Consider the following 17,268-nt stretch of genomic DNA (forward strand, 5'->3'; position numbering starts at 1 on the left):
AGGCAATTGAAGCTTCTCGACACAATGCCAAGAGGTAACGAGACAAACACCAGCTTGATCCGGAAAGACCTCGTTGTCGGTTGATAGATGCAAGACTGTCATCACATCTGACAAAAAAGGCGGCGCACCAGGGAGGAGATGTGCGCCGCCTTATAAGTTCGCTGTCGACCCTAGGGAGGAGGATAAGGGCCAACAGTGAAATCAAATTGCGCGATTTTACCCTTCTGCACAACAGAGATTGCTGCATTGCGGCATTGCATTTTCTGCATGGCAGCATTCTTGCCACACAGGCTTTTTTGACCAACTGCGACAAATCGCTTTTCCTGAAAGAAATACCGTGACAATTTGTCTATCAGCGACGTGGATGTTGCTCACAAGGCTCCGCTGTCTCCGTATCTGAGGAGGAGTACGTCGCAGATGGCGGAGCCAACAGACTCATTCATTCATCACACAGTGAGGGAATGGTTTTCGACCCGCCGACAAACCGCGGGCGTATCGGTGTTTTCCATATCCGGCATCACATCGAACACTCTGCCGCAATCTGGATATTGCGATCACCTCATGTCTGATCCTGAAGGATCATCAGCATCCATGTCAAAAGTTGCGCGGTAGCATCGAAATGGTCTTCTCCACAAATTACCTTTTTTGATCAATTGGCACCATTCCCACAGAAAAGAATGTGGCAGACCGAAAATACTCGATCTTATTGAGCTCCAGCCAGCGGAATCAGGCGATCCAGCTTTCCTGATCGCTCCGAGAGGTGGTCCAGAGCAAGGCATCCAATCCGATACCATGTCCTGAAAAGCGCTTTGAACGGATTACCTTTTGATCCTTTTTGCATGCACAAGCCCGAGAGCGGCACAGTGAAAGAGACTGGATGTTTTGCTGGAATCGGCGACAGGTTTGTCGTCCTGTAAAATCATAAAAAAGCTCAGGCATTGGGTGCACAACATTCTGGAGTAGGAGAAAACCGTGCCTGTGAGACAGGTTTGGATGTCCAGCACGACGGCAATCCATGTCCGGTCTGCCCCGCGTGGTCCCGCCCCTCAACGCAAGCGTCGTCTCAAGATATCCTCGACTTCCCCTTGGGTCCGCAAGCGCGTGAACACCAGGAGCATGCCCAAGGCAAGACCTCCGGCGATCAAGGATGATCCGCCATAGCTGATGAATGGGAGGGTCAGGCCCTTAGCCGGCACAAGACGAACAGCCACCGCAATATTGATCACTGCCTGTGCTCCGAACATGCAGGCAAGTCCACAGCCGGCAAAACGGATGAAAGGATCACGTTCTCGTATCAACCGCAGCAAGGAGCGAATGACAATACTTGCATAAAGCGCAATAACAACCAGGACGAGTATCAGCCCGTACTCTTCGGCGGCAACCGCAATTATGAAATCAGTATGCGCATCAGGCAGTGACCATTTCACCTGTCCCTCACCCACTCCAAGACCAAAGAGCCCGCCGCCACGGATTGCATTGATCGCGTAACCCAGTTGTGTCGTTGCATCGACTTCGGGACTGAGAAATCCATCAATGCGAAACGCGAAATGTTCGGAATTCCGATATGCTATCGTACCCAAAAAGATCACAAGTCCAGCAATCACTATCAAAATCAATACAGGGGCCCCCGATACAAAATACATCACACCCCAGCTGAAAAAAATCAAAGCAGCCTGTCCAAAATCCGGCTGGAAGGCTAAAATCAGCACAATACAGACAGTCAGAACAAAAGAAAAAATGATCCCAGGAGGCCCTGACGGCTCCAGATTGGCAGCAAGAAACCAGGCAATCACAATCACGAATGTAGGCTTCAGAAATTCCGATGGCTGAACAGATGCAAAACCAAGAGAATACCAACGCACCGCCCCTTTACCAAAGTCAGTACCAAAAAAAGGAAGTAATAAAAGGGCAAGCAAAGACAAGAAAAAAGCCAGAACTGCAAACCGTCGAATAGTAATTGGATCAAGCGTGGAAATGACGACCATCATAATCAATGCCAGACCACCAAATATGATTTGACGTTGAACATAATGAAAGCTTGCAAAACCGTTTCTCTCGGCCAAGGGGGGTGATGCTGCAAAATTCAGCAAGACACCAATACCGAACAGAAGCACAACGCTGATCAAAGTCCATCTGTCGACTGTATGCCACCATTTGGGGAAAACAGGCTCCCCAGTATATTTACCAAGCTCACGATGAACCATTTCCGTCATGATTGTCTCACGCTGTAATTGGTCGTTCCATTGACATTTCTATTTTCCAAGATAAAAAATCCGTGTTTTCAAAACATAATTTCACGGCATGATTATCTGGAATTTTAAACACCCAATGGACTATATATTCAGCAAGCGCCGCATTATCCTGATCGCTTCAGGACTAAAATCACAACCGCTGAAGATCTTATCACAATCAAAGGCCATGTGGCGATATGCGAATAATATTATTCTTTGCCATTTTGCGCAGTTGTAAACCAACAAAGATCAATGTCTTGCTAAACTGCCAAAACTTCAGGAGTTAAATATGTCTCCCTATGCCATTGCCCAAAGCTATATTGGGATCACGGAAGGCTTAGGCCCGGAAGACAACCCGATCGTCATGGAAATGTATGCCTCTGTTGGTCATGACTGGGTCGAACATGACACTGTTGCCTGGAGTGCTGCCTTTGTCGGGCATTGTCTTGAACGCGCAGGTCTTCGATCGTCCCGGAAGTTGAACGCCCATTCTTATCTCTCCTGGGGTGTGCCAGTCGAGCTGGAGGACGCGCATCCAGGTGACATCGTCATCTTCGCACGGGGAAACACCCATTATTGGCAAGGTCACGTTGGCTTCTTTGTCCGCACAGTGGGTGCTTCGATCGAGGTACTCGGAGGCAATCATGGCGAAGAAGTCAGCGTGCGGCGTTACTCCAAACCACGTCTTTTGGGCATTCGACGCTCTGGTGACGTCGCTGCCGCCATCACACTGAACGTGCAAGACGTCCAGTCCAGCCTCAGACGTCTTGGCTACCACGAAGTCGGAAAGAGTGATGGTGTGATCGGATCGCGGACCCGCAACGCACTCCTCGCGTTTCGCGCCGATAACAATCTGCCGTTGATCCCAATTATTGATGTGACACTGACAGACGCCCTGGAGATCGCGCAACCTCGCTCGATCGCGAGTGAACGGGCCTCAGGCAAACCTGCCAACAGCCGAATTCTTGCTGCCGCCAACGCCCAGATCGGATTGGGCACCCTCGGCGTCATCGGAACCCTCGCAGGGCTGTTTGGTGCGTCGGCACGGGACAGGATTGATACTGCCCTGCTCCAAAAAGATGCCCTCGAAGGGCTTGAACCGCTCGCAGACTGGCTAACAATTCTGTTACCCTGGCTGGGATTGGCGATCTTTGTCGCAATCATCTATCATGCCGTGAAAGCGCGCAAGGCCCGCATCGAGGACCACCGGACAGGGAAAACACCCTGAAGCCCTTTCGGAAAAGCGGCGCTCAGGCCTGAAACCGCAAAATATATTTTGATTTCAGGCAGGCTGCGCATTGTGAGATCCGGTCACCACCATCGCGCTCCCATCCGGTGGCCAGTCTGATCGCTGGTCCCACTCACTCCACAGCTGAGTTGACTCACACGGTTCGAACAAGCACGCCGGTACCCAAAGTGACGCATGGCTTGGGGGATGGTGATATCGGCCACTCAAAAGGCGGGCGAGCCATCCAAAGTCACAAATGTCACCAATCCGGATCAGGTGACCGGCTCGCCAAATTGCCAGGTTTGTTCGACGCATTGGCCGCTTGAGGCAAACTCCGATCAGGCCGGGATCGCCGCGCGATATGTAGGATGCATGACGGGATGAGGTCACATGCAGCACTGTCTATCGCATCAATTTCTACGCGCGTCAGCGCGCTTTTGCCGGTATAGATGTCGTGCAGCGTCTGTAAAAACGACATCATGCTCTGCACAGCCTCATCGGCTTGCTCGAAAAATTCCTGCCATGCCACGGGTCGAAGCAGAGCGGCACGCATGAAACCATCGATCCAGGGCTCCCATATAAATGGCGTGCTTGCGCCGATACCTCCAAAAATGGGTTGTATCTGGCTCAACGTGGCCATATCGGCGGCAACAACTTCAAAATGCGCAAGCAAGGCATCGATGGTGCCCTCGGCCGTCCGCTGGTCCGGAAAATGACCATCTCGAGTCGTGCCCCAGACATGAGGCAACCACTCAGAAGGCTCGATATCTACAGGGCAGACAAGAATGCCGGTCGCAAACCCATCATATTCGCTCAGGTTCATCGGCAAATTGCCTTGCGGCAAGGCCTGAAACAAATCGTTGAGGTAGTCGATATGATATTTGGAATGGGGCATGATGATCGTGTCGCTCCGGTTTTCAAGGCAGGTCAAATGCGCGCAGGATCGGATCGCATGAATTCGAGAGCACTGATCGCCTCTTCGAGAATCTTGATGCAGCCCTGTTTTGCATCATCCGAGATGTCCTTGCCACGGCGGGTGGCCTGAAGCGCCGCCGCCAGCATATGGTAGAGTGCAAACCCATCATCTGGATCGGCAATCACCCTTTCCCCCAACAAGACATGGATCAGGATTTTCTGAGCCATCACCTGGCCGTGCAGATATTCGGTACTGATAGATTTGGTCAATGAATTGTCTCCGACACGTTGATGGATGTCCCTCTGCTGGTTGGGGGCAAATAAGCCATGTGTGCAAAACTGCAGCCGATAGTCTGAGGACTGGATCTGTCCGGATATGTCGACGTTCATGTCATCTTGTCCCTCCAGGCCGCCCCCTTGCGCAACAGGCTGCCCAAAACCACGACACGGACAGTGGGACCTCTGCAAATCCGGAGATGAGGCTCCGCAAAAAGAGGACCGGCAAGCCCAAAAGCCAGGCGACCGCAACATCAGGGCGGACCATGACTTCCAGAACAAACACCCCTCCAGCCAGCTGCCTGCAGACCATCGACGGGATGGCGGCTTGCGGGCCGCGAAATTGTCGAGCCGACATCTCGCGGCATGAATGGGGCAGTGTCAGACTGGCGAACCGTCCACCCCGAGTTTTGACTGATCCACCGACAGCGGTCTGGACAGGCTGAGACAGAGTGCCAACATGCAACCTGCCAGTCCTTGGTACGCCCTGCACCAACACATGCACGCGCTTGCGGTTCTGTTCCGGGCAGACCAGCCTGCCCTTCTCAGATCGCCTTGCAAGGCTGATCATTGGTATGCACGGATGTCCTCTGGCACCGGTCCATGTGGAAAATCGGCCGGAAAATGTCATTTGCGCCCAGGATCCAACCGCATGCACTCAAGGGCTTCGATGGCCGCTTCAAGCGTTTCGATGCATCCCAACTGCTCATCACCAGACGCATCGCTGCTCCGACGTACGTTTCGCAGCGCCGCAGTCAGCGCGTCACGCAACGCAAACGCTTCGTCCGGATTGTCAATCACGCACTCGCCAAACAGGACGTGGATCAAGGTATTTTGGGCCAGAATCTGGCCCGACAGGTATTCCATCGTGATGGTTTCGGTCACGAACGTGTCTCCATCAAATTGAACCGGGACTTGTGCGATTTGTGGCTCCAAACAGCATTGATCGCGCACCGGACCAGGACCCAGGCTGTCCGGATCATCACCCGATGCCAGCGCAGAGGACATGACGAGATGCTCCGCTTGCTCTGCATCTGCACGAAAGCGGGGTCCCTTCGAGCAACATCCCCACTGACACATGCGGGCTGCACAGGACATACGGTCTGTGACTGGTGTTGGGTGTGAAGACCTCGTGGGTCGATACCGCTTTTTTCTTCGGAACGAAGGTTTCGAAGGCCTTGACCGCACGGAACAGAGTTCAAGGTTGCAACAGGCTTAGACTGATTTTGCATGTTCAGGTCATCAAAACAATCATATCGATCCCTGCCTTTGGGATCCGGGTGGGCTCGGCATGGGCTCATTTATGCGACTTTTTGAGAATATCCGGGCCATGGGATGTTTTCTCGGAATGAGATCAGACGGGTTGCCCCAAACAGAGATGTAAACCGTGTTCAACCTGTTTCGGTTGAGATGAGGAAACTCGATCTCAACCACGCGCACCCGAAGATTGGCATGCCGTTCCAGCGCAGGCATCAACATGCGAGAGGATTGCGGGTCAAGCAATCCAAGACGCTTTGTGCGCCGCTTGCCCCAGCCAAATGGCAGACGCGACGGGAGGGTGACATAGGCAGCAACCCTCTCGTCGGCTTCGCACACAAGAAAGACATGGTCTCCCGGTGAGACACCTGCAGAATGCGGGTCCAAATCCAATCGGGTAAGGGCAACCTTGTGAATTAATGCTTCCACGCACATCTCCAGTTTTTGGGAGAGACCGACACCCCCTCCTGAACCAAGTCCTCCCCACCAACCTTGCGGCGCGCCAGCGTGACAGATGACACCGCACAGCGGTTTGTGGACTTCCCGAGCGCGGCAAGGAGGCCCTTTTCCAAGGCAGATTGATGGCGGAGCCTCAAGGCAGGATGTTTTCTCATCTGCGCCACATCCGTTGCATCTCCACATTCATCGGACATGGGCTGCAGGTGAGCCAATTTGCACCCGCACGCTGCCCGATATGCCAGAATGGATCTCATCATTTCCAACCCGATTTAACAAAATTCAATTTTACTTTAATAGATTTAATTTCTCTTTCCAGCCCCCACACCATTGGGCTGTGAATTTCTTCATTTATTTTAAATATCCTATCCTATTTCATTTATCTTTCACTATTAGTGTGTATTTTTCTGTAATAAAGAAATTATAATGTATCTTTAAATTTATTTAGCTACTTTTTATTTCTGATACTCTTTGGGCGAAGCTCCAGACCATTTGGAAACAACACCCTTAGAGACAGCCCATCATGCCCACGGAAGGAGCCCGTGAAGCCTTCCACACCTCTCTTCGGCCCAGCAGCAGGCCGCCTGCAGGTCAAATTGACGTGCTGACCCGCCCTGCGTTTGCCTGTAGATGACGCCACAAGATCAACCCAGGTGCTTGCATGACCGTGTCCAATCCGTTCTCAAGACGCAGCCCCGATGGGCAGCGACGCGAAAAACGGCCCATGTTCAGCCCGCTGGACCGGGCCAACATCGCATGGTTCTGGCACAATTACCTGAAATCCAAGACGCCTTGGCTCTTTGTCGTGCTGGGGATGATCACGGTTCAGGGTGTGGTCTACCAGCAGTTCCTGGCCTTGACCGAAGACGGGCTCCGGGTGATTTTCGAAAGCGGCGCATTGTCCGATCTGGTGCGGGTCTGCGGCATCGTCTTTGCGCTTTTCTCGACGCGGGCCCTGATGTCCTATCTCATTCCGCGCCTGTCGGTCTGGCTTGCCTCGGGTGCCGTGATGCAGATGCGCCGGGATCTTATCGATCACCTGATGACCCTTGATCTGGCGTTTTTCGAACGGACCCAGTCGGGCGAGCTGATCCTGCGGCTGGTCAATCAGGCCGAAGGCCTGAGCCAGTTCGTGGGGCAGGCCACGGTGAACGCGGTGCGGGATGCGGCGACGATCCTGATCGTGTCGGGTTACCTGATCTACAAGTCGCCGCTGCTCTTCACTGCGGCGCTGATCATCCTGCCGACGATTCTGCTGCTGCTGCAGCACGTCTCCTCGACCATCAAGCATATCCAGTCCACGGCGGAAAACGCGCTTGGGGCCTACATGACCGGCATCGACGAGATGTCGAGCGGCATGCGCACGGTCAAGATCGCGGGGCAGGAACCGGTCGAGCGCGCGCGGCTCGTCCGCGCCACGGACCAGATCCGCGACATCTCGATCCGGCTGCAATCGGCGCAGGCGCTGGTGATGCCGGCAATCGACATGATGGCGGCCTTTGTCTACGTGCTGGTGATCGGGGGCGGCGGCTACATGGTGCTGTCAGGCGATTTTGGCCTCGATGGGGCCGGGATCATCGCCTATCTGCTGGGTCTTGCACTGATATTCGATCCGGCGCGTACGCTGGCAGGGTTCTTTGCGAAACTGCAGGCGAACCTGATCCTTCTGGATGGCATCCGCAGCCTGTACCGGGAAACCCCGTCCATCACCGACACACCTGACGCGCATGAGGATTTCGACCGTGCGGGCGACATCGCGCTGGAGAACGTCACCTTCTGCTATGATCGCGATCACGCGCTCTTCGAGGATCTCTCGATGCGCTTTGAGGGTGGCAAGGTGTCGGCCATCGTGGGCGCAACCGGATCGGGCAAGACCACGGTACTGAGCCTGCTGACCCGGCTTTATGACGCGCAAGAGGGGCGCGTGACCATTGGCAGCACCCCGATCCGCGACCTCAGGATCAAGGCGCTGCGCTCGTCCTTTTCGGTCGTGGCGCAGGACATCGTGATCTTCAACAGCTCGCTCAGGGACAACATCCGCTACGTGCGCCCCGACGCCACCGACGACGAGGTGCGCGCTGCCGCCGAGGCCGCCGAGATCGCGGACCTGATGGATGCGCGCGGCGACAAGCCGCTGGGCCCCAAGGGCAGCCAGCTGTCGGGTGGGCAGAAACAGCGCATCGCCATCGCCCGTGCCTTCCTGCGGCAATCCCCGATCCTGCTTCTGGACGAGGCCACCTCGGCGCTGGACCAGAAGACCGAAGACAAGGTCAAACGTGCCTTGGGCCGCCTGGCGCAAGGCAAGACCACCCTGATCGTGGCGCATCGGCTGTCGGCCATCACCCATGCCGACTGGATCTACGTGATGGATGCCGGCCGCGTGGTCGAACAAGGCACCCATGCGGATCTGCTTGCGCAGGAAGGGCTTTATGCCGGCATGTACGGCGCGCAGAAGCAGAGCTATGGGTGAGGCAAAGTGCCTTTATGGACGTTCTGCCCGATATTCCTGGTAATTACACCGTCCCATCGATGATGGGCAATTGATCGACCATTTTTGCGATCCGGACCCTGACCTCGCGGTCCAGAGGCGCAGTGCCCGACGCAGACAGCAACCCGTCATCCGCTGCCACTTTGCTGGAAACACCATCAAAGGGGAAGCCTGTCATTAGGACGTAACCGCGCCATTGGCACCGCCTGCCTGAGGTTGGTGCGGTGATCTAAGACACGTGTTTAACTACGTCGTTAGCGACGTGTCTTATGCGGGGTCCCTGATGCGTGGTGAAATTCTTGGGATGGAGCGGCGGCGCTTCTGGCGTGATGAGGACAAGCTCGAGATCATCATGTCGGTCGGGGTTGGTGGCACAACGGTGACGCAGGTGGCGCAGCGCCATGAAGTGACGCGGCAGCAGATTTACGCTTGGCGGCACGACCTGAAGAAGAAGGGTCTGTGGTCGCCGGAGGCCGGGGCGCTTTTCTACCCTTTGGATATGCCAGTGGCGGCTGGAGTGCCGACAGCGCAGGATACGGCCGCTGAAACGTCGCCACCGGTTGCGGTTGAATTGCGTTTGCGTGGCGGCCGTAGTTTACATTTTGAAAGCACGATTGATCCGACTGCACTGTCGGTGCTGATCCGCGCGGTGGACGCCGCATGATCGGTCCCGGCACTGGTGTGCGTGTGTATCTGGCGTGTGGTGTCACGGATATGCGAAAGGGAATCGCGGGGCTGGCCGCTTTGGCGCAGGATGTGTTGCGTCAGAAACCAGCCAATGGTGCGGTATTTGCGTTTCGTGGGCGACGCGGGGATCGTATCAAGCTTCTGTTCTGGGATGGCCAGGGGTTTTGTCTCTACTACAAAGTCTTGGAGCGTGGCCGCTTCCCCTGGCCGAATGCTGCGGATGGGTCGATGCGGCTAACATCAGCACAGCTCGCGATGCTGTGGGAGGGGATCGACTGGAGACGTCCGGATTGGGGCGCTCCGCCAGCGCGCGTGGGGTAATTCTGCGCACGAATTATCGTTATTTATATGGCGCTTGAGCCTGTTTTTTGGTAGTCAAGCGCATGTCTGAACCTGCTGAAAACCTGCCTGATGATCCCGCTGAATTGCGCGCTATGATCGCTGCTCTACAGGCTGAAAACCTGCGGATCGCGGCAGAGAACGCCAAGATATCGGCCACGCTACGGGTTCACGACCAGCTGGTGCAAGCCCTGCGCCTACGGATCGCCAAGCTTCAGAAACTGGCCTTCAGCAAATCCTCGGAAAAGATTGAGCGCGAGATCGAACAGCTGGAACTGGCGCTTGAAGACCTGCTGGTTGCCGTGGCCGAAGACGATGAAGCGCCAATCGACGAAGGGCCGGATGAGCCATCAGCGGAAGCTGCCGATGCGCCCACTTTGCGCCGCAAGCCACGTGTCTCGGATGCGACCCCGCGCGAACGCCGTGAACTGGACCCCGGTGCCTGCTGCCCCGACTGTGGCGGCGATCTGCGTGTGGTGGGTGAGGATGTCAGCGAACTGCTGGACATGATCGCCGCTCAGATGAAGGTGATCCAGATTGCCCGGATCAAGAAATCCTGCCGCCGGTGTGAGCGGATGGTGCAGGAACCAGCACCCAGCCGTCCGATCCCCGGCAGTATTGCAGGGCCGAACTTGCTGGCCCATGTGCTGGTCTCGAAGTTCGACGACCACCTTCCGTTATATCGCCAGCACGAGATCTTCGCCCGCATGGGAGCAGACATTCCCGAAAGCACGCTTGTTGGCTGGTGCGGGCGAGCCATGAAGACCTTACAGCCGCTCATTGTACGGATCGAGGCGGACATCATGGCCAGCGACCTGCTGCATGCGGACGACACCCCCATCCGGGTGCTTGATCGCAGCATGCGCAACAGAGGGCTTGGCAAGGGTGTCAAGCAGGGCCGGATCTGGGCCTATGTGCGTGATCAGCGACCCTGGGCCGGGGCATCACCACCGGGTGCTGTCTATCGCTTTGCGCCAGACTGGAAGGAAGAGCACGTCCTCAGTCATCTGTCCGCAGCGCAGGGCATTCTTCAGGCCGACGGCTACAAAGGGTATGCCAAGCTTTACGCGCCAGAGCCTGACGGCACAGCCCGTTTGCGGGAGGCCGCCTGTTGGGCGCATCTGCGGCGCGACTTCCATGACTTTTGGACCTCAACCAAATCCGAGATCGCTCGCGAGGCGCTCGACCGGATCGGAAAATTCTACGACATCGAGCGCGATATCAACGGTCAGCCCGCCAACGTCCGCTATGCGGCACGTCAAAAACTTACCAAGCCCAAGGTCGAGGCTTTCTTTGCTTGGTCTGAACAGCAGCTTCTGCGCATCCCCGGCAAAAGCGATCTAGCCAAGGCGTTCCGCTATGGCCTCGCGCGGAAGGAGGCCTTCAGCCTGTTCCTGAACGACGGGCGTGTGGCCATCGACAACAATCCGGCCGAACGCGCCCTGCGCCCGATTGGAATAGGACGTAAAAACTGGCTCTTCGCGGGCGCAGATACCGGCGCGGAAACCCTCGCGCGCGCGATGACGGTCATTGAAACGGCCAAGCTGAACGGTCTTGACCCGCTGGCCTATCTTGCTGACATCCTCGACCGCATCCACGATCACAAGATCAACCGGCTTGATGAATTGCTGCCTTGGAACTGGGCGCCGATCGCATCCGTGAAGAACAGTCAAGCCGCGTAAGCTGCGGTATCAATGGCGTGGTTACATTAGGACGGACTCATCCTGAAGGACAAGGATGATGCCCTCCACGCTTTTGTCGAGAAGCAAGGCATGGGCACGAAGAAAGAGGCTGTCCCCCAAGTCATCGATCCGGGGGCTGCCATCCGGTTTCAGTGTCATGCTCCGATTGCATAGAAAATGCGGCTCTCCTGCCTGCCACAGATCCGCCTGGCGGCGTCGCGCCTCGTTGAGAGCGGTCTCTCCGCCAGTGAACACATAAATTGGGATACGTCCCTGGTGGGAAAAGTTTTCTTTCATGTAATCATTAAGCCCTATCTGCATCCAATCTCGATAGGGAGCAACCATGGGCGAGAAGTTGATTTCGTTGATTTTTGCACCATTCTCGTGCCATGCTCGAGAGATATCCTCTGAAATGATATCGAGACCAATGGCATCGAGACCAGAAAAATCAGCGATTTCTTCTGCCAGTTTGATGTTGTCTTTATGCGTAGTACTTTTCGTATCTTCTATAACACCACCCAGTTCGACACTTTGGACCCTTTGAAAAGGAACCTTTACCCTGTCTGGTGGGATACTATCAGGGTTAAAGCCGAGTTCCGAAAATATCCCGAGGCTCGTTTCGTTGATTTCCAGTTTGGGGCGTCGCCGATGTCTGCTTAGCTTTTTCTGCGTCTCATTTTCGATCTGCGCCAACTCTCTGATCGTATGGACCCCATCGCCGAGAACGTGCATTGGGTGTCGTGCAAATACATGGCGTACTTTTTTTCCTGCAACAAAAATGCGATGACATACGCCTTTGATCTGCTCTTCTACCAGAAGATTTTCGAACTTATCCTGCTTTTCCAGATAAGCCGCTCGAAGTGCGTCCTCCGAGAAAATATCGATGGTGACACCTTCACCTCGCTCAAGCCGAGCAGGTTTCAGGACGACGGGATAGCCGATTTCGCCGCCTGATTTTAGTGCATCTTCCAGGGATGAAACAGGTGACTGTCTTGGAACTGGATATCCTGCTTGGCGCAGGATCTGATTGGTCAATATCTTGTCTGAGGCGACTTTTTGGCCCAAAGAAGAATCTCGGTCATTTGTGCTTCGGTCAAACCAGCGTGCCCGTGCGCCCCAACCAAGCTGGTATATGCCCGACCCCAGATGCGTGAAGGGTATCTTGTTTTTGAATGCAGTCCGCGCGATCGATACTGTTGAGACCCCCCCTGGGATCAGTGGCTTGAATTTCTTTACAAAACTCTCGTCTATCGCTTCGAAGGCCGCTTCGAAATCATATTCTGGATGAAGCTCGGTCAGGATTTTCAACGCAAACCCATGCGCGCGGAGAACGACCTCTTGGGGGATGTTGGCAAGGGTCGGTGCGAGCAGGCGTACGCGATGTGACCGTTGATCCTGATTGTACTGGAGTTCGGCGATTTTCGCTTGTTCGAACACCGGAACCTTGATGGCCTGCAGCAGGGAGTTCGCCAGGAATGATACCCTGTCGATGATCGCGGTAATCCGCTCGGCCTCTTTTCCAAAGGGAAGATCGCTCACGAGGAACCCGTTGGAGAGAAAATCATCAACCTGTCGATAATCGAAGGTGAGGTCATCATGTACTGTCATTCCGATCACGCAGACGGGATGTCTTGATCCATGGCTGTGTCCCGGAATTTCAGGCATCAAAGCCTCCTTTGCGCCGCGTATGGGCCGTTCTCGCCAAGCAGTGACTGGTCTGCTTATCCGGCGATCATTGCGGGTGCGCAAGCACCTCTCGAGCAGTCCTGTCTTTCGGCGGCGCAGTTTCAGACACTTCCCCAAAAATCCTGCAAAGAACACCGGGGTTTGACCTGCGGGTGATTGACACTTCCGGCGCGAGGCTTCGTGATGGCGCCACGACGGGACCCGGGGAATTTTGGACCACATATGCGCAGCGCGACCTATGCAACGGCACTGACACTGATGCTGGGCTGGCTGCTCTGGATCGGCAAGCCCATCCTGCTGCCGGTCTTTGCCGCCGTCATCTCGGTCTACATCCTGTCGACGGCTGCGGCGAGCATGGAGGCAGTGCCGGTGCTGGGGCGGTTGCCCGCCTGGGCGCGGCGGGGGCTGATCCTCATTCTCTTTACCATCGTGGTGGTGCTGCTCTTCATCCTGGTGATCAACAACGTCGCGCAGGTGGTGGCGATCCTGCCGCAATACGAGAGCAATCTCGAACAGCTGGTTAGCGACAATGCGAGCCTTCTGGGGATCGAGAACGAACCGACATGGGAAAACCTGCGCAGCGCCACGCTTGACCAGATCGACATGCGATCCTGGGTGGCGCCTGCGCTGTTGTCCCTGCGCGGCTTTGGCGTGACTCTGTTTCTCGTGGTGCTCTATTCCAGCTTTTTCATCGCCGAACGCGGGGTGATGGCGCGCAAGGTGATGATCGCCATGGGCGACGAGCAGACCGGGCAGCGCGCCATCGCGCTTTTGTCGCGCATCAATGAACGGATCGGGCAGTACCTGTTCGTCAAGACCGTGATCAACATCATCCTCGGGGCCTTGTCCTTTGTCGTCATGCTGGTGCTGGGGATCGAATTCGCGCTGTTCTGGGCGGTGCTGATCGCGTTCCTCAACTACATTCCTTACATCGGCTCGATGATCGGGGTGATCTTCCCGGTGCTGCTGAGCCTGGCGCAATTCGGCACCCTGTCGATGGCGGGGGCGGTGATGGTGTCGCTCACCGTCGTGCAGGTCTTTGTCGCCTTCGTGCTGGAACCGCGGATGATGGGCCGGGCATTCAACCTCAGCCCCTTCGTCGTCCTCTTGGCGCTGGCCTTCTGGAGCACGCTCTGGGGTCTGCCCGGTGCGCTTCTGGCGGTGCCGCTGACAGTAAGCCTTGTTCTGGTCTTTGCCGAACTCAAGACCACCCGTCCGATCGCGGTGCTCTTGTCGGCCAATGGCAAGCTGTGACAGGCGCGGGCCGGATCCCGGAAGCGTGATCCTCTGCTGACGGCCAGCGCTCCGGGGAAATCTTTTGCTTGATCGCGCCGCCTGTCCCCCGCAAGCTCTTTGACAGGGCAATGGGACAAGACGACCTTTTGGAGCCATTCTGGAGCCCGACTGTACCTTGCCGCTTTTGGCAGGTTTTTCGGGACATGTCGTGCCCCCGATCCACCGCGTTCTCAGTACACTCACAGGCTTTCAAGGAGAGACCACCATGCCCATGGGAAAACGTCGTGTGCTGAGCCGAGCCATCTCTGTCGAGACCGTGCATGGCCAGCAATACAAGCGGAACGGGGATTATGTCGCGCAGCGGATCACCGATCCGGGCGAGGAGGACGATTTTCTGCAGGCGGTGGAGACCGCGTTCGAAAAGCTGTGCAAATCGCCGACCGGGCAGCGTCTGGTCGACGAAATCGATGCATCCGGCAAGACCTGCGTGATCTTCCGGGGTGACGCCTTCAATGGTGGTGCGGCGATACTCCAGGATGTCGGCAACAAGCGCGCCACGGTCGACCGCTATGCCTTGCCGCTGTCGGATTATGCCACGATGTGCATCGGCGACGATTACGACATCACGGGGCAGGAACTGGCCGACCAGATCGCCCGCGCCAAACAGAATGTCCGCGCCTATAACGACCCTGTGCTGACCGATGCCGAAAAGGATTACAGGAACCACAATTACTGCTTCCTGGTGCTGTACAATGTCCTTGACCGGAAATTCGGCGATGCCACCCGCTACATGGCCACAAAGACCGGTGTGTCGGAAGACACGATCAATGCCTTCCGCTTCAACGAACGCCGGATGACGCCCTCCGAACATTTCCGGCTCAGTCTTGGCCTCTACGACCACATCTTCTGCGGCAGGGGGGCCAACACCGCCGTGCGCCTCATTCCGGCCATCGGTCTTGATGGCAACAAGACCCTGTCCTGGCTGCAAAAGCGCACCGGCAAGACCAAGTACCAGATCGACGCCGACGCCGTGCGCGCCGATGTCATGCTGGGCCACGAGCTGATCCATGCCTGGCGCATGATGACCGGTCGGCGGATCGTGGCAAACGGCTGGGAAGAAGAGATGATGACCGTCGGTCTTGGCCCGGGCGCAAACCTGCCCTTTACCGAGAACAAGCTGCGCGTGGAGGCAGGCCATCCGCAGCGCACGAGCTACAATCTCAACCCGTCCACTGCGGCGGGCCGGCAGTTCAAGATGTCGACCGAAGGCTGAGACAGGAGGTGCGCTGCTACTCGCCACGGGTTTTCCGTGAACCACGTGCGACGCGGTTCACACATCTCTCAAACTGAACCCTCTCCGCCAACAATACGGATGTCTGGCCTGAACCGAAAATTCGCGCAGATTGATCATGGTGTCTTTCTTTCGAAGCCGGCTCTGTCGGCCGGTCAGCAACAAGACGCGCTCGTACCGGCCACCAACCGGGGCAGTTGATGCACTCGGCAACCGTCTTGTTCATGAAAACACGCCATCAAGCTCTGACTGGCCGATCAAATGGCTTGGCAGTTGCCGGTTTTGCCTGGCCAGCGCTTGGGTTTGGAGTACATGTCTGCGTAAGGAGTGGCTAGGCTCTCGAGCGTTGGACGGTCACAACCGGCATGGCACGCAGCGGCCATGACGAAACGGAGACACTGCAGGTGCTTGCCCTTGTCGCAATCGGTCACGCCTTTCATCAAGGCCCGAGCATCGACCTTTGTGGCATATAATTTGGTTGACCACTCCGGACAGCATTTACAGAGTAAGCATCCACTGAAGACTACAGGCTTCGCGCCCCAAAACACACGCGCCGCATGGCACTGACCCGGCAGTGCCAATCAAAGAAATGGAAAACATCAACGCACGGAACCGCAGCTGCGGTTTTGCGTTGGCATTACCGACCGGAGTAACCGCGCCATTGGCACCGCCTGCCTGAGGTTGGTGCGGTGATCTAAGACACGTGTTTAACTACGTCGTTAGCGACGTGTCTTATGCGGGGTCCCTGATGCGTGGTGAAATTCTTGGGATGGAGCGGCGGCGCTTCTGGCGTGATGAGGACAAGCTCGAGATCATCATGTCGGTCGGGGTTGGTGGCACAACGGTGACGCAGGTGGCGCAGCGCCATGAAGTGACGCGGCAGCAGATTTACGCTTGGCGGCACGACCTGAAGAAGAAGGGTCTGTGGTCGCCGGAGGCCGGGGCGCTTTTCTACCCTTTGGATATGCCAGTGGCGGCTGGAGTGCCGACAGCGCAGGATACGGCCGCTGAAACGTCGCCACCGGTTGCGGTTGAATTGCGTTTGCGTGGCGGCCGTAGTTTACATTTTGAAAGCACGATTGATCCGACTGCACTGTCGGTGCTGATCCGCGCGGTGGACGCCGCATGATCGGTCCCGGCACTGGTGTGCGTGTGTATCTGGCGTGTGGTGTCACGGATATGCGAAAGGGAATCGCGGGGCTGGCCGCTTTGGCGCAGGATGTGTTGCGTCAGAAACCAGCCAATGGTGCGGTATTTGCGTTTCGTGGGCGACGCGGGGATCGTATCAAGCTTCTGTTCTGGGATGGCCAGGGGTTTTGTCTCTACTACAAAGTCTTGGAGCGTGGCCGCTTCCCCTGGCCGAATGCTGCGGATGGGTCGATGCGGCTAACATCAGCACAGCTCGCGATGCTGTGGGAGGGGATCGACTGGAGACGTCCGGATTGGGGCGCTCCGCCAGCGCGCGTGGGGTAATTCTGCGCACGAATTATCGTTAT

General features: G+C 56.3%; 15 protein-coding genes. 9 read left to right on the forward strand and 6 right to left on the reverse strand.

The annotated features are described in order from the left end of the window. Window positions 1–1,046: 1,046 nt before the first annotated feature. The gene (locus ACK3EW_RS22645) at window positions 1,047–2,213 is read right to left on the reverse strand and encodes a peptidoglycan glycosyltransferase FtsW (protein WP_493809851.1); all 1,167 of its coding nucleotides are present in this window, start codon (window positions 2,211–2,213) and stop codon (window positions 1,047–1,049) included. 307 nt (window positions 2,214–2,520) lie between these two features. Here ACK3EW_RS22645 and ACK3EW_RS22650 point away from each other — a divergent pair, with 307 nt between their 5' ends. Next, window positions 2,521–3,459 carry a TIGR02594 family protein gene (locus tag ACK3EW_RS22650; protein WP_493809852.1) on the forward strand — a complete coding sequence of 313 codons (939 nt, stop codon included), beginning with the start codon at window positions 2,521–2,523 and terminating at the stop codon, window positions 3,457–3,459. Between the two features lie 259 nt (window positions 3,460–3,718). On the opposite strand, the gene ACK3EW_RS22655 is transcribed toward ACK3EW_RS22650, so the two are convergent. The 3 genes from ACK3EW_RS22655 to ACK3EW_RS22665 all read right to left on the reverse strand — a co-directional run bounded on the left by ACK3EW_RS22655 (window position 3,719) and on the right by ACK3EW_RS22665 (window position 5,535). Beyond that, window positions 3,719–4,354 (reverse strand): UPF0149 family protein, encoded by a 636-nt coding sequence (locus ACK3EW_RS22655; protein ID WP_493809853.1) that lies wholly within the window; start codon window positions 4,352–4,354, stop codon window positions 3,719–3,721. 32 nt (window positions 4,355–4,386) lie between these two features. Beyond that, on the reverse strand, window positions 4,387–4,644 hold the full coding sequence (locus ACK3EW_RS22660; RefSeq protein WP_493809854.1) for a hypothetical protein: 258 nt from the start codon (window positions 4,642–4,644) through the stop codon (window positions 4,387–4,389). A gap of 633 nt (window positions 4,645–5,277) precedes the next feature. Continuing rightward, window positions 5,278–5,535, reverse strand: coding sequence for a hypothetical protein (locus tag ACK3EW_RS22665; RefSeq protein WP_493809855.1), 258 nt, complete (start codon window positions 5,533–5,535; stop codon window positions 5,278–5,280). 1,489 nt (window positions 5,536–7,024) lie between these two features. Here ACK3EW_RS22665 and ACK3EW_RS22670 point away from each other — a divergent pair. After that, window positions 7,025–8,833 (forward strand): ABC transporter ATP-binding protein, encoded by a 1,809-nt coding sequence (locus ACK3EW_RS22670; protein WP_493809856.1) that lies wholly within the window; start codon window positions 7,025–7,027, stop codon window positions 8,831–8,833. A 43-nt stretch (window positions 8,834–8,876) separates the two neighbouring features. On the opposite strand, the gene ACK3EW_RS22675 is transcribed toward ACK3EW_RS22670, so the two are convergent. Continuing rightward, complete coding sequence (locus ACK3EW_RS22675) at window positions 8,877–9,029, reverse strand: hypothetical protein (protein ID WP_493809857.1); 153 nt, start codon at window positions 9,027–9,029, stop codon at window positions 8,877–8,879. A 105-nt stretch (window positions 9,030–9,134) separates the two neighbouring features. Here ACK3EW_RS22675 and tnpA (ACK3EW_RS22680) point away from each other — a divergent pair, with 105 nt between their 5' ends. The 3 genes from tnpA (ACK3EW_RS22680) (at window position 9,135) to tnpC (ending at window position 11,559) form a co-directional block, all read left to right on the forward strand. Next, window positions 9,135–9,515: an IS66-like element accessory protein TnpA gene (gene tnpA / locus ACK3EW_RS22680; RefSeq protein ID WP_493806895.1), complete on the forward strand. Its 381-nt coding sequence runs from the start codon at window positions 9,135–9,137 to the stop codon at window positions 9,513–9,515. Next, window positions 9,512–9,859 carry an IS66 family insertion sequence element accessory protein TnpB gene (gene tnpB / locus ACK3EW_RS22685; protein ID WP_037967155.1) on the forward strand — a complete coding sequence of 116 codons (348 nt, stop codon included), beginning with the start codon at window positions 9,512–9,514 and terminating at the stop codon, window positions 9,857–9,859. Before tnpA (ACK3EW_RS22680) ends, tnpB (ACK3EW_RS22685) begins: the two co-directional genes overlap by 4 nt. Window positions 9,860–9,921: 62 nt before the next feature. Continuing rightward, window positions 9,922–11,559 carry an IS66 family transposase gene (gene tnpC / locus ACK3EW_RS22690; RefSeq protein WP_493806894.1) on the forward strand — a complete coding sequence of 546 codons (1,638 nt, stop codon included), beginning with the start codon at window positions 9,922–9,924 and terminating at the stop codon, window positions 11,557–11,559. A 21-nt stretch (window positions 11,560–11,580) separates the two neighbouring features. Here tnpC and ACK3EW_RS22695 read toward each other — a convergent pair whose 3' ends face one another. Beyond that, window positions 11,581–13,224, reverse strand: a complete 1,644-nt coding sequence (locus ACK3EW_RS22695) for an ATP-binding protein (protein WP_493809858.1) — start codon at window positions 13,222–13,224, stop codon at window positions 11,581–11,583. Between the two features lie 243 nt (window positions 13,225–13,467). Here ACK3EW_RS22695 and ACK3EW_RS22700 point away from each other — a divergent pair, with 243 nt between their 5' ends. From ACK3EW_RS22700 to tnpB (ACK3EW_RS22715), 4 genes are all read left to right on the forward strand, one after another. Next, complete coding sequence (locus ACK3EW_RS22700) at window positions 13,468–14,499, forward strand: AI-2E family transporter (RefSeq protein ID WP_493809859.1); 1,032 nt, start codon at window positions 13,468–13,470, stop codon at window positions 14,497–14,499. A 247-nt stretch (window positions 14,500–14,746) separates the two neighbouring features. Further along, window positions 14,747–15,754 (forward strand): type III secretion system effector protein, encoded by a 1,008-nt coding sequence (locus tag ACK3EW_RS22705; protein ID WP_493809860.1) that lies wholly within the window; start codon window positions 14,747–14,749, stop codon window positions 15,752–15,754. A 766-nt stretch (window positions 15,755–16,520) separates the two neighbouring features. After that, the gene (gene tnpA / locus ACK3EW_RS22710) at window positions 16,521–16,901 is read left to right on the forward strand and encodes an IS66-like element accessory protein TnpA (RefSeq protein ID WP_493806895.1); all 381 of its coding nucleotides are present in this window, start codon (window positions 16,521–16,523) and stop codon (window positions 16,899–16,901) included. Beyond that, window positions 16,898–17,245: an IS66 family insertion sequence element accessory protein TnpB gene (gene tnpB / locus ACK3EW_RS22715; protein WP_037967155.1), complete on the forward strand. Its 348-nt coding sequence runs from the start codon at window positions 16,898–16,900 to the stop codon at window positions 17,243–17,245. Before tnpA (ACK3EW_RS22710) ends, tnpB (ACK3EW_RS22715) begins: the two co-directional genes overlap by 4 nt. Window positions 17,246–17,268 lie beyond the last annotated feature (23 nt).

It is taken from the genome of Marivita sp. NO-S04, from assembly GCF_059070475.1.

Bases quoted from the DNA above. Each gene is read 5' to 3' on its own strand.
- tnpA (WP_493806895.1), top strand. From the start codon at position 9,135: ATGCGTGGTGAAATTCTTGGGATGGAGCGGCGGCGCTTCTGGCGTGAT.
- tnpB (WP_037967155.1), top strand. From the start codon at position 9,512: ATGATCGGTCCCGGCACTGGTGTGCGTGTGTATCTGGCGTGTGGTGTC.
- ACK3EW_RS22655 (WP_493809853.1), bottom strand. From the start codon at position 4,354: ATGCCCCATTCCAAATATCATATCGACTACCTCAACGATTTGTTTCAG.
- tnpC (WP_493806894.1), top strand. From the start codon at position 9,922: ATGTCTGAACCTGCTGAAAACCTGCCTGATGATCCCGCTGAATTGCGC.
- ACK3EW_RS22645 (WP_493809851.1), bottom strand. From the start codon at position 2,213: ATGACGGAAATGGTTCATCGTGAGCTTGGTAAATATACTGGGGAGCCT.
- ACK3EW_RS22675 (WP_493809857.1), bottom strand. From the start codon at position 9,029: ATGACAGGCTTCCCCTTTGATGGTGTTTCCAGCAAAGTGGCAGCGGAT.
- ACK3EW_RS22700 (WP_493809859.1), top strand. From the start codon at position 13,468: ATGCGCAGCGCGACCTATGCAACGGCACTGACACTGATGCTGGGCTGG.
- ACK3EW_RS22650 (WP_493809852.1), top strand. From the start codon at position 2,521: ATGTCTCCCTATGCCATTGCCCAAAGCTATATTGGGATCACGGAAGGC.
- ACK3EW_RS22705 (WP_493809860.1), top strand. From the start codon at position 14,747: ATGCCCATGGGAAAACGTCGTGTGCTGAGCCGAGCCATCTCTGTCGAG.
- ACK3EW_RS22670 (WP_493809856.1), top strand. From the start codon at position 7,025: ATGACCGTGTCCAATCCGTTCTCAAGACGCAGCCCCGATGGGCAGCGA.
- tnpA (WP_493806895.1), top strand. From the start codon at position 16,521: ATGCGTGGTGAAATTCTTGGGATGGAGCGGCGGCGCTTCTGGCGTGAT.
- tnpB (WP_037967155.1), top strand. From the start codon at position 16,898: ATGATCGGTCCCGGCACTGGTGTGCGTGTGTATCTGGCGTGTGGTGTC.
- ACK3EW_RS22695 (WP_493809858.1), bottom strand. From the start codon at position 13,224: ATGCCTGAAATTCCGGGACACAGCCATGGATCAAGACATCCCGTCTGC.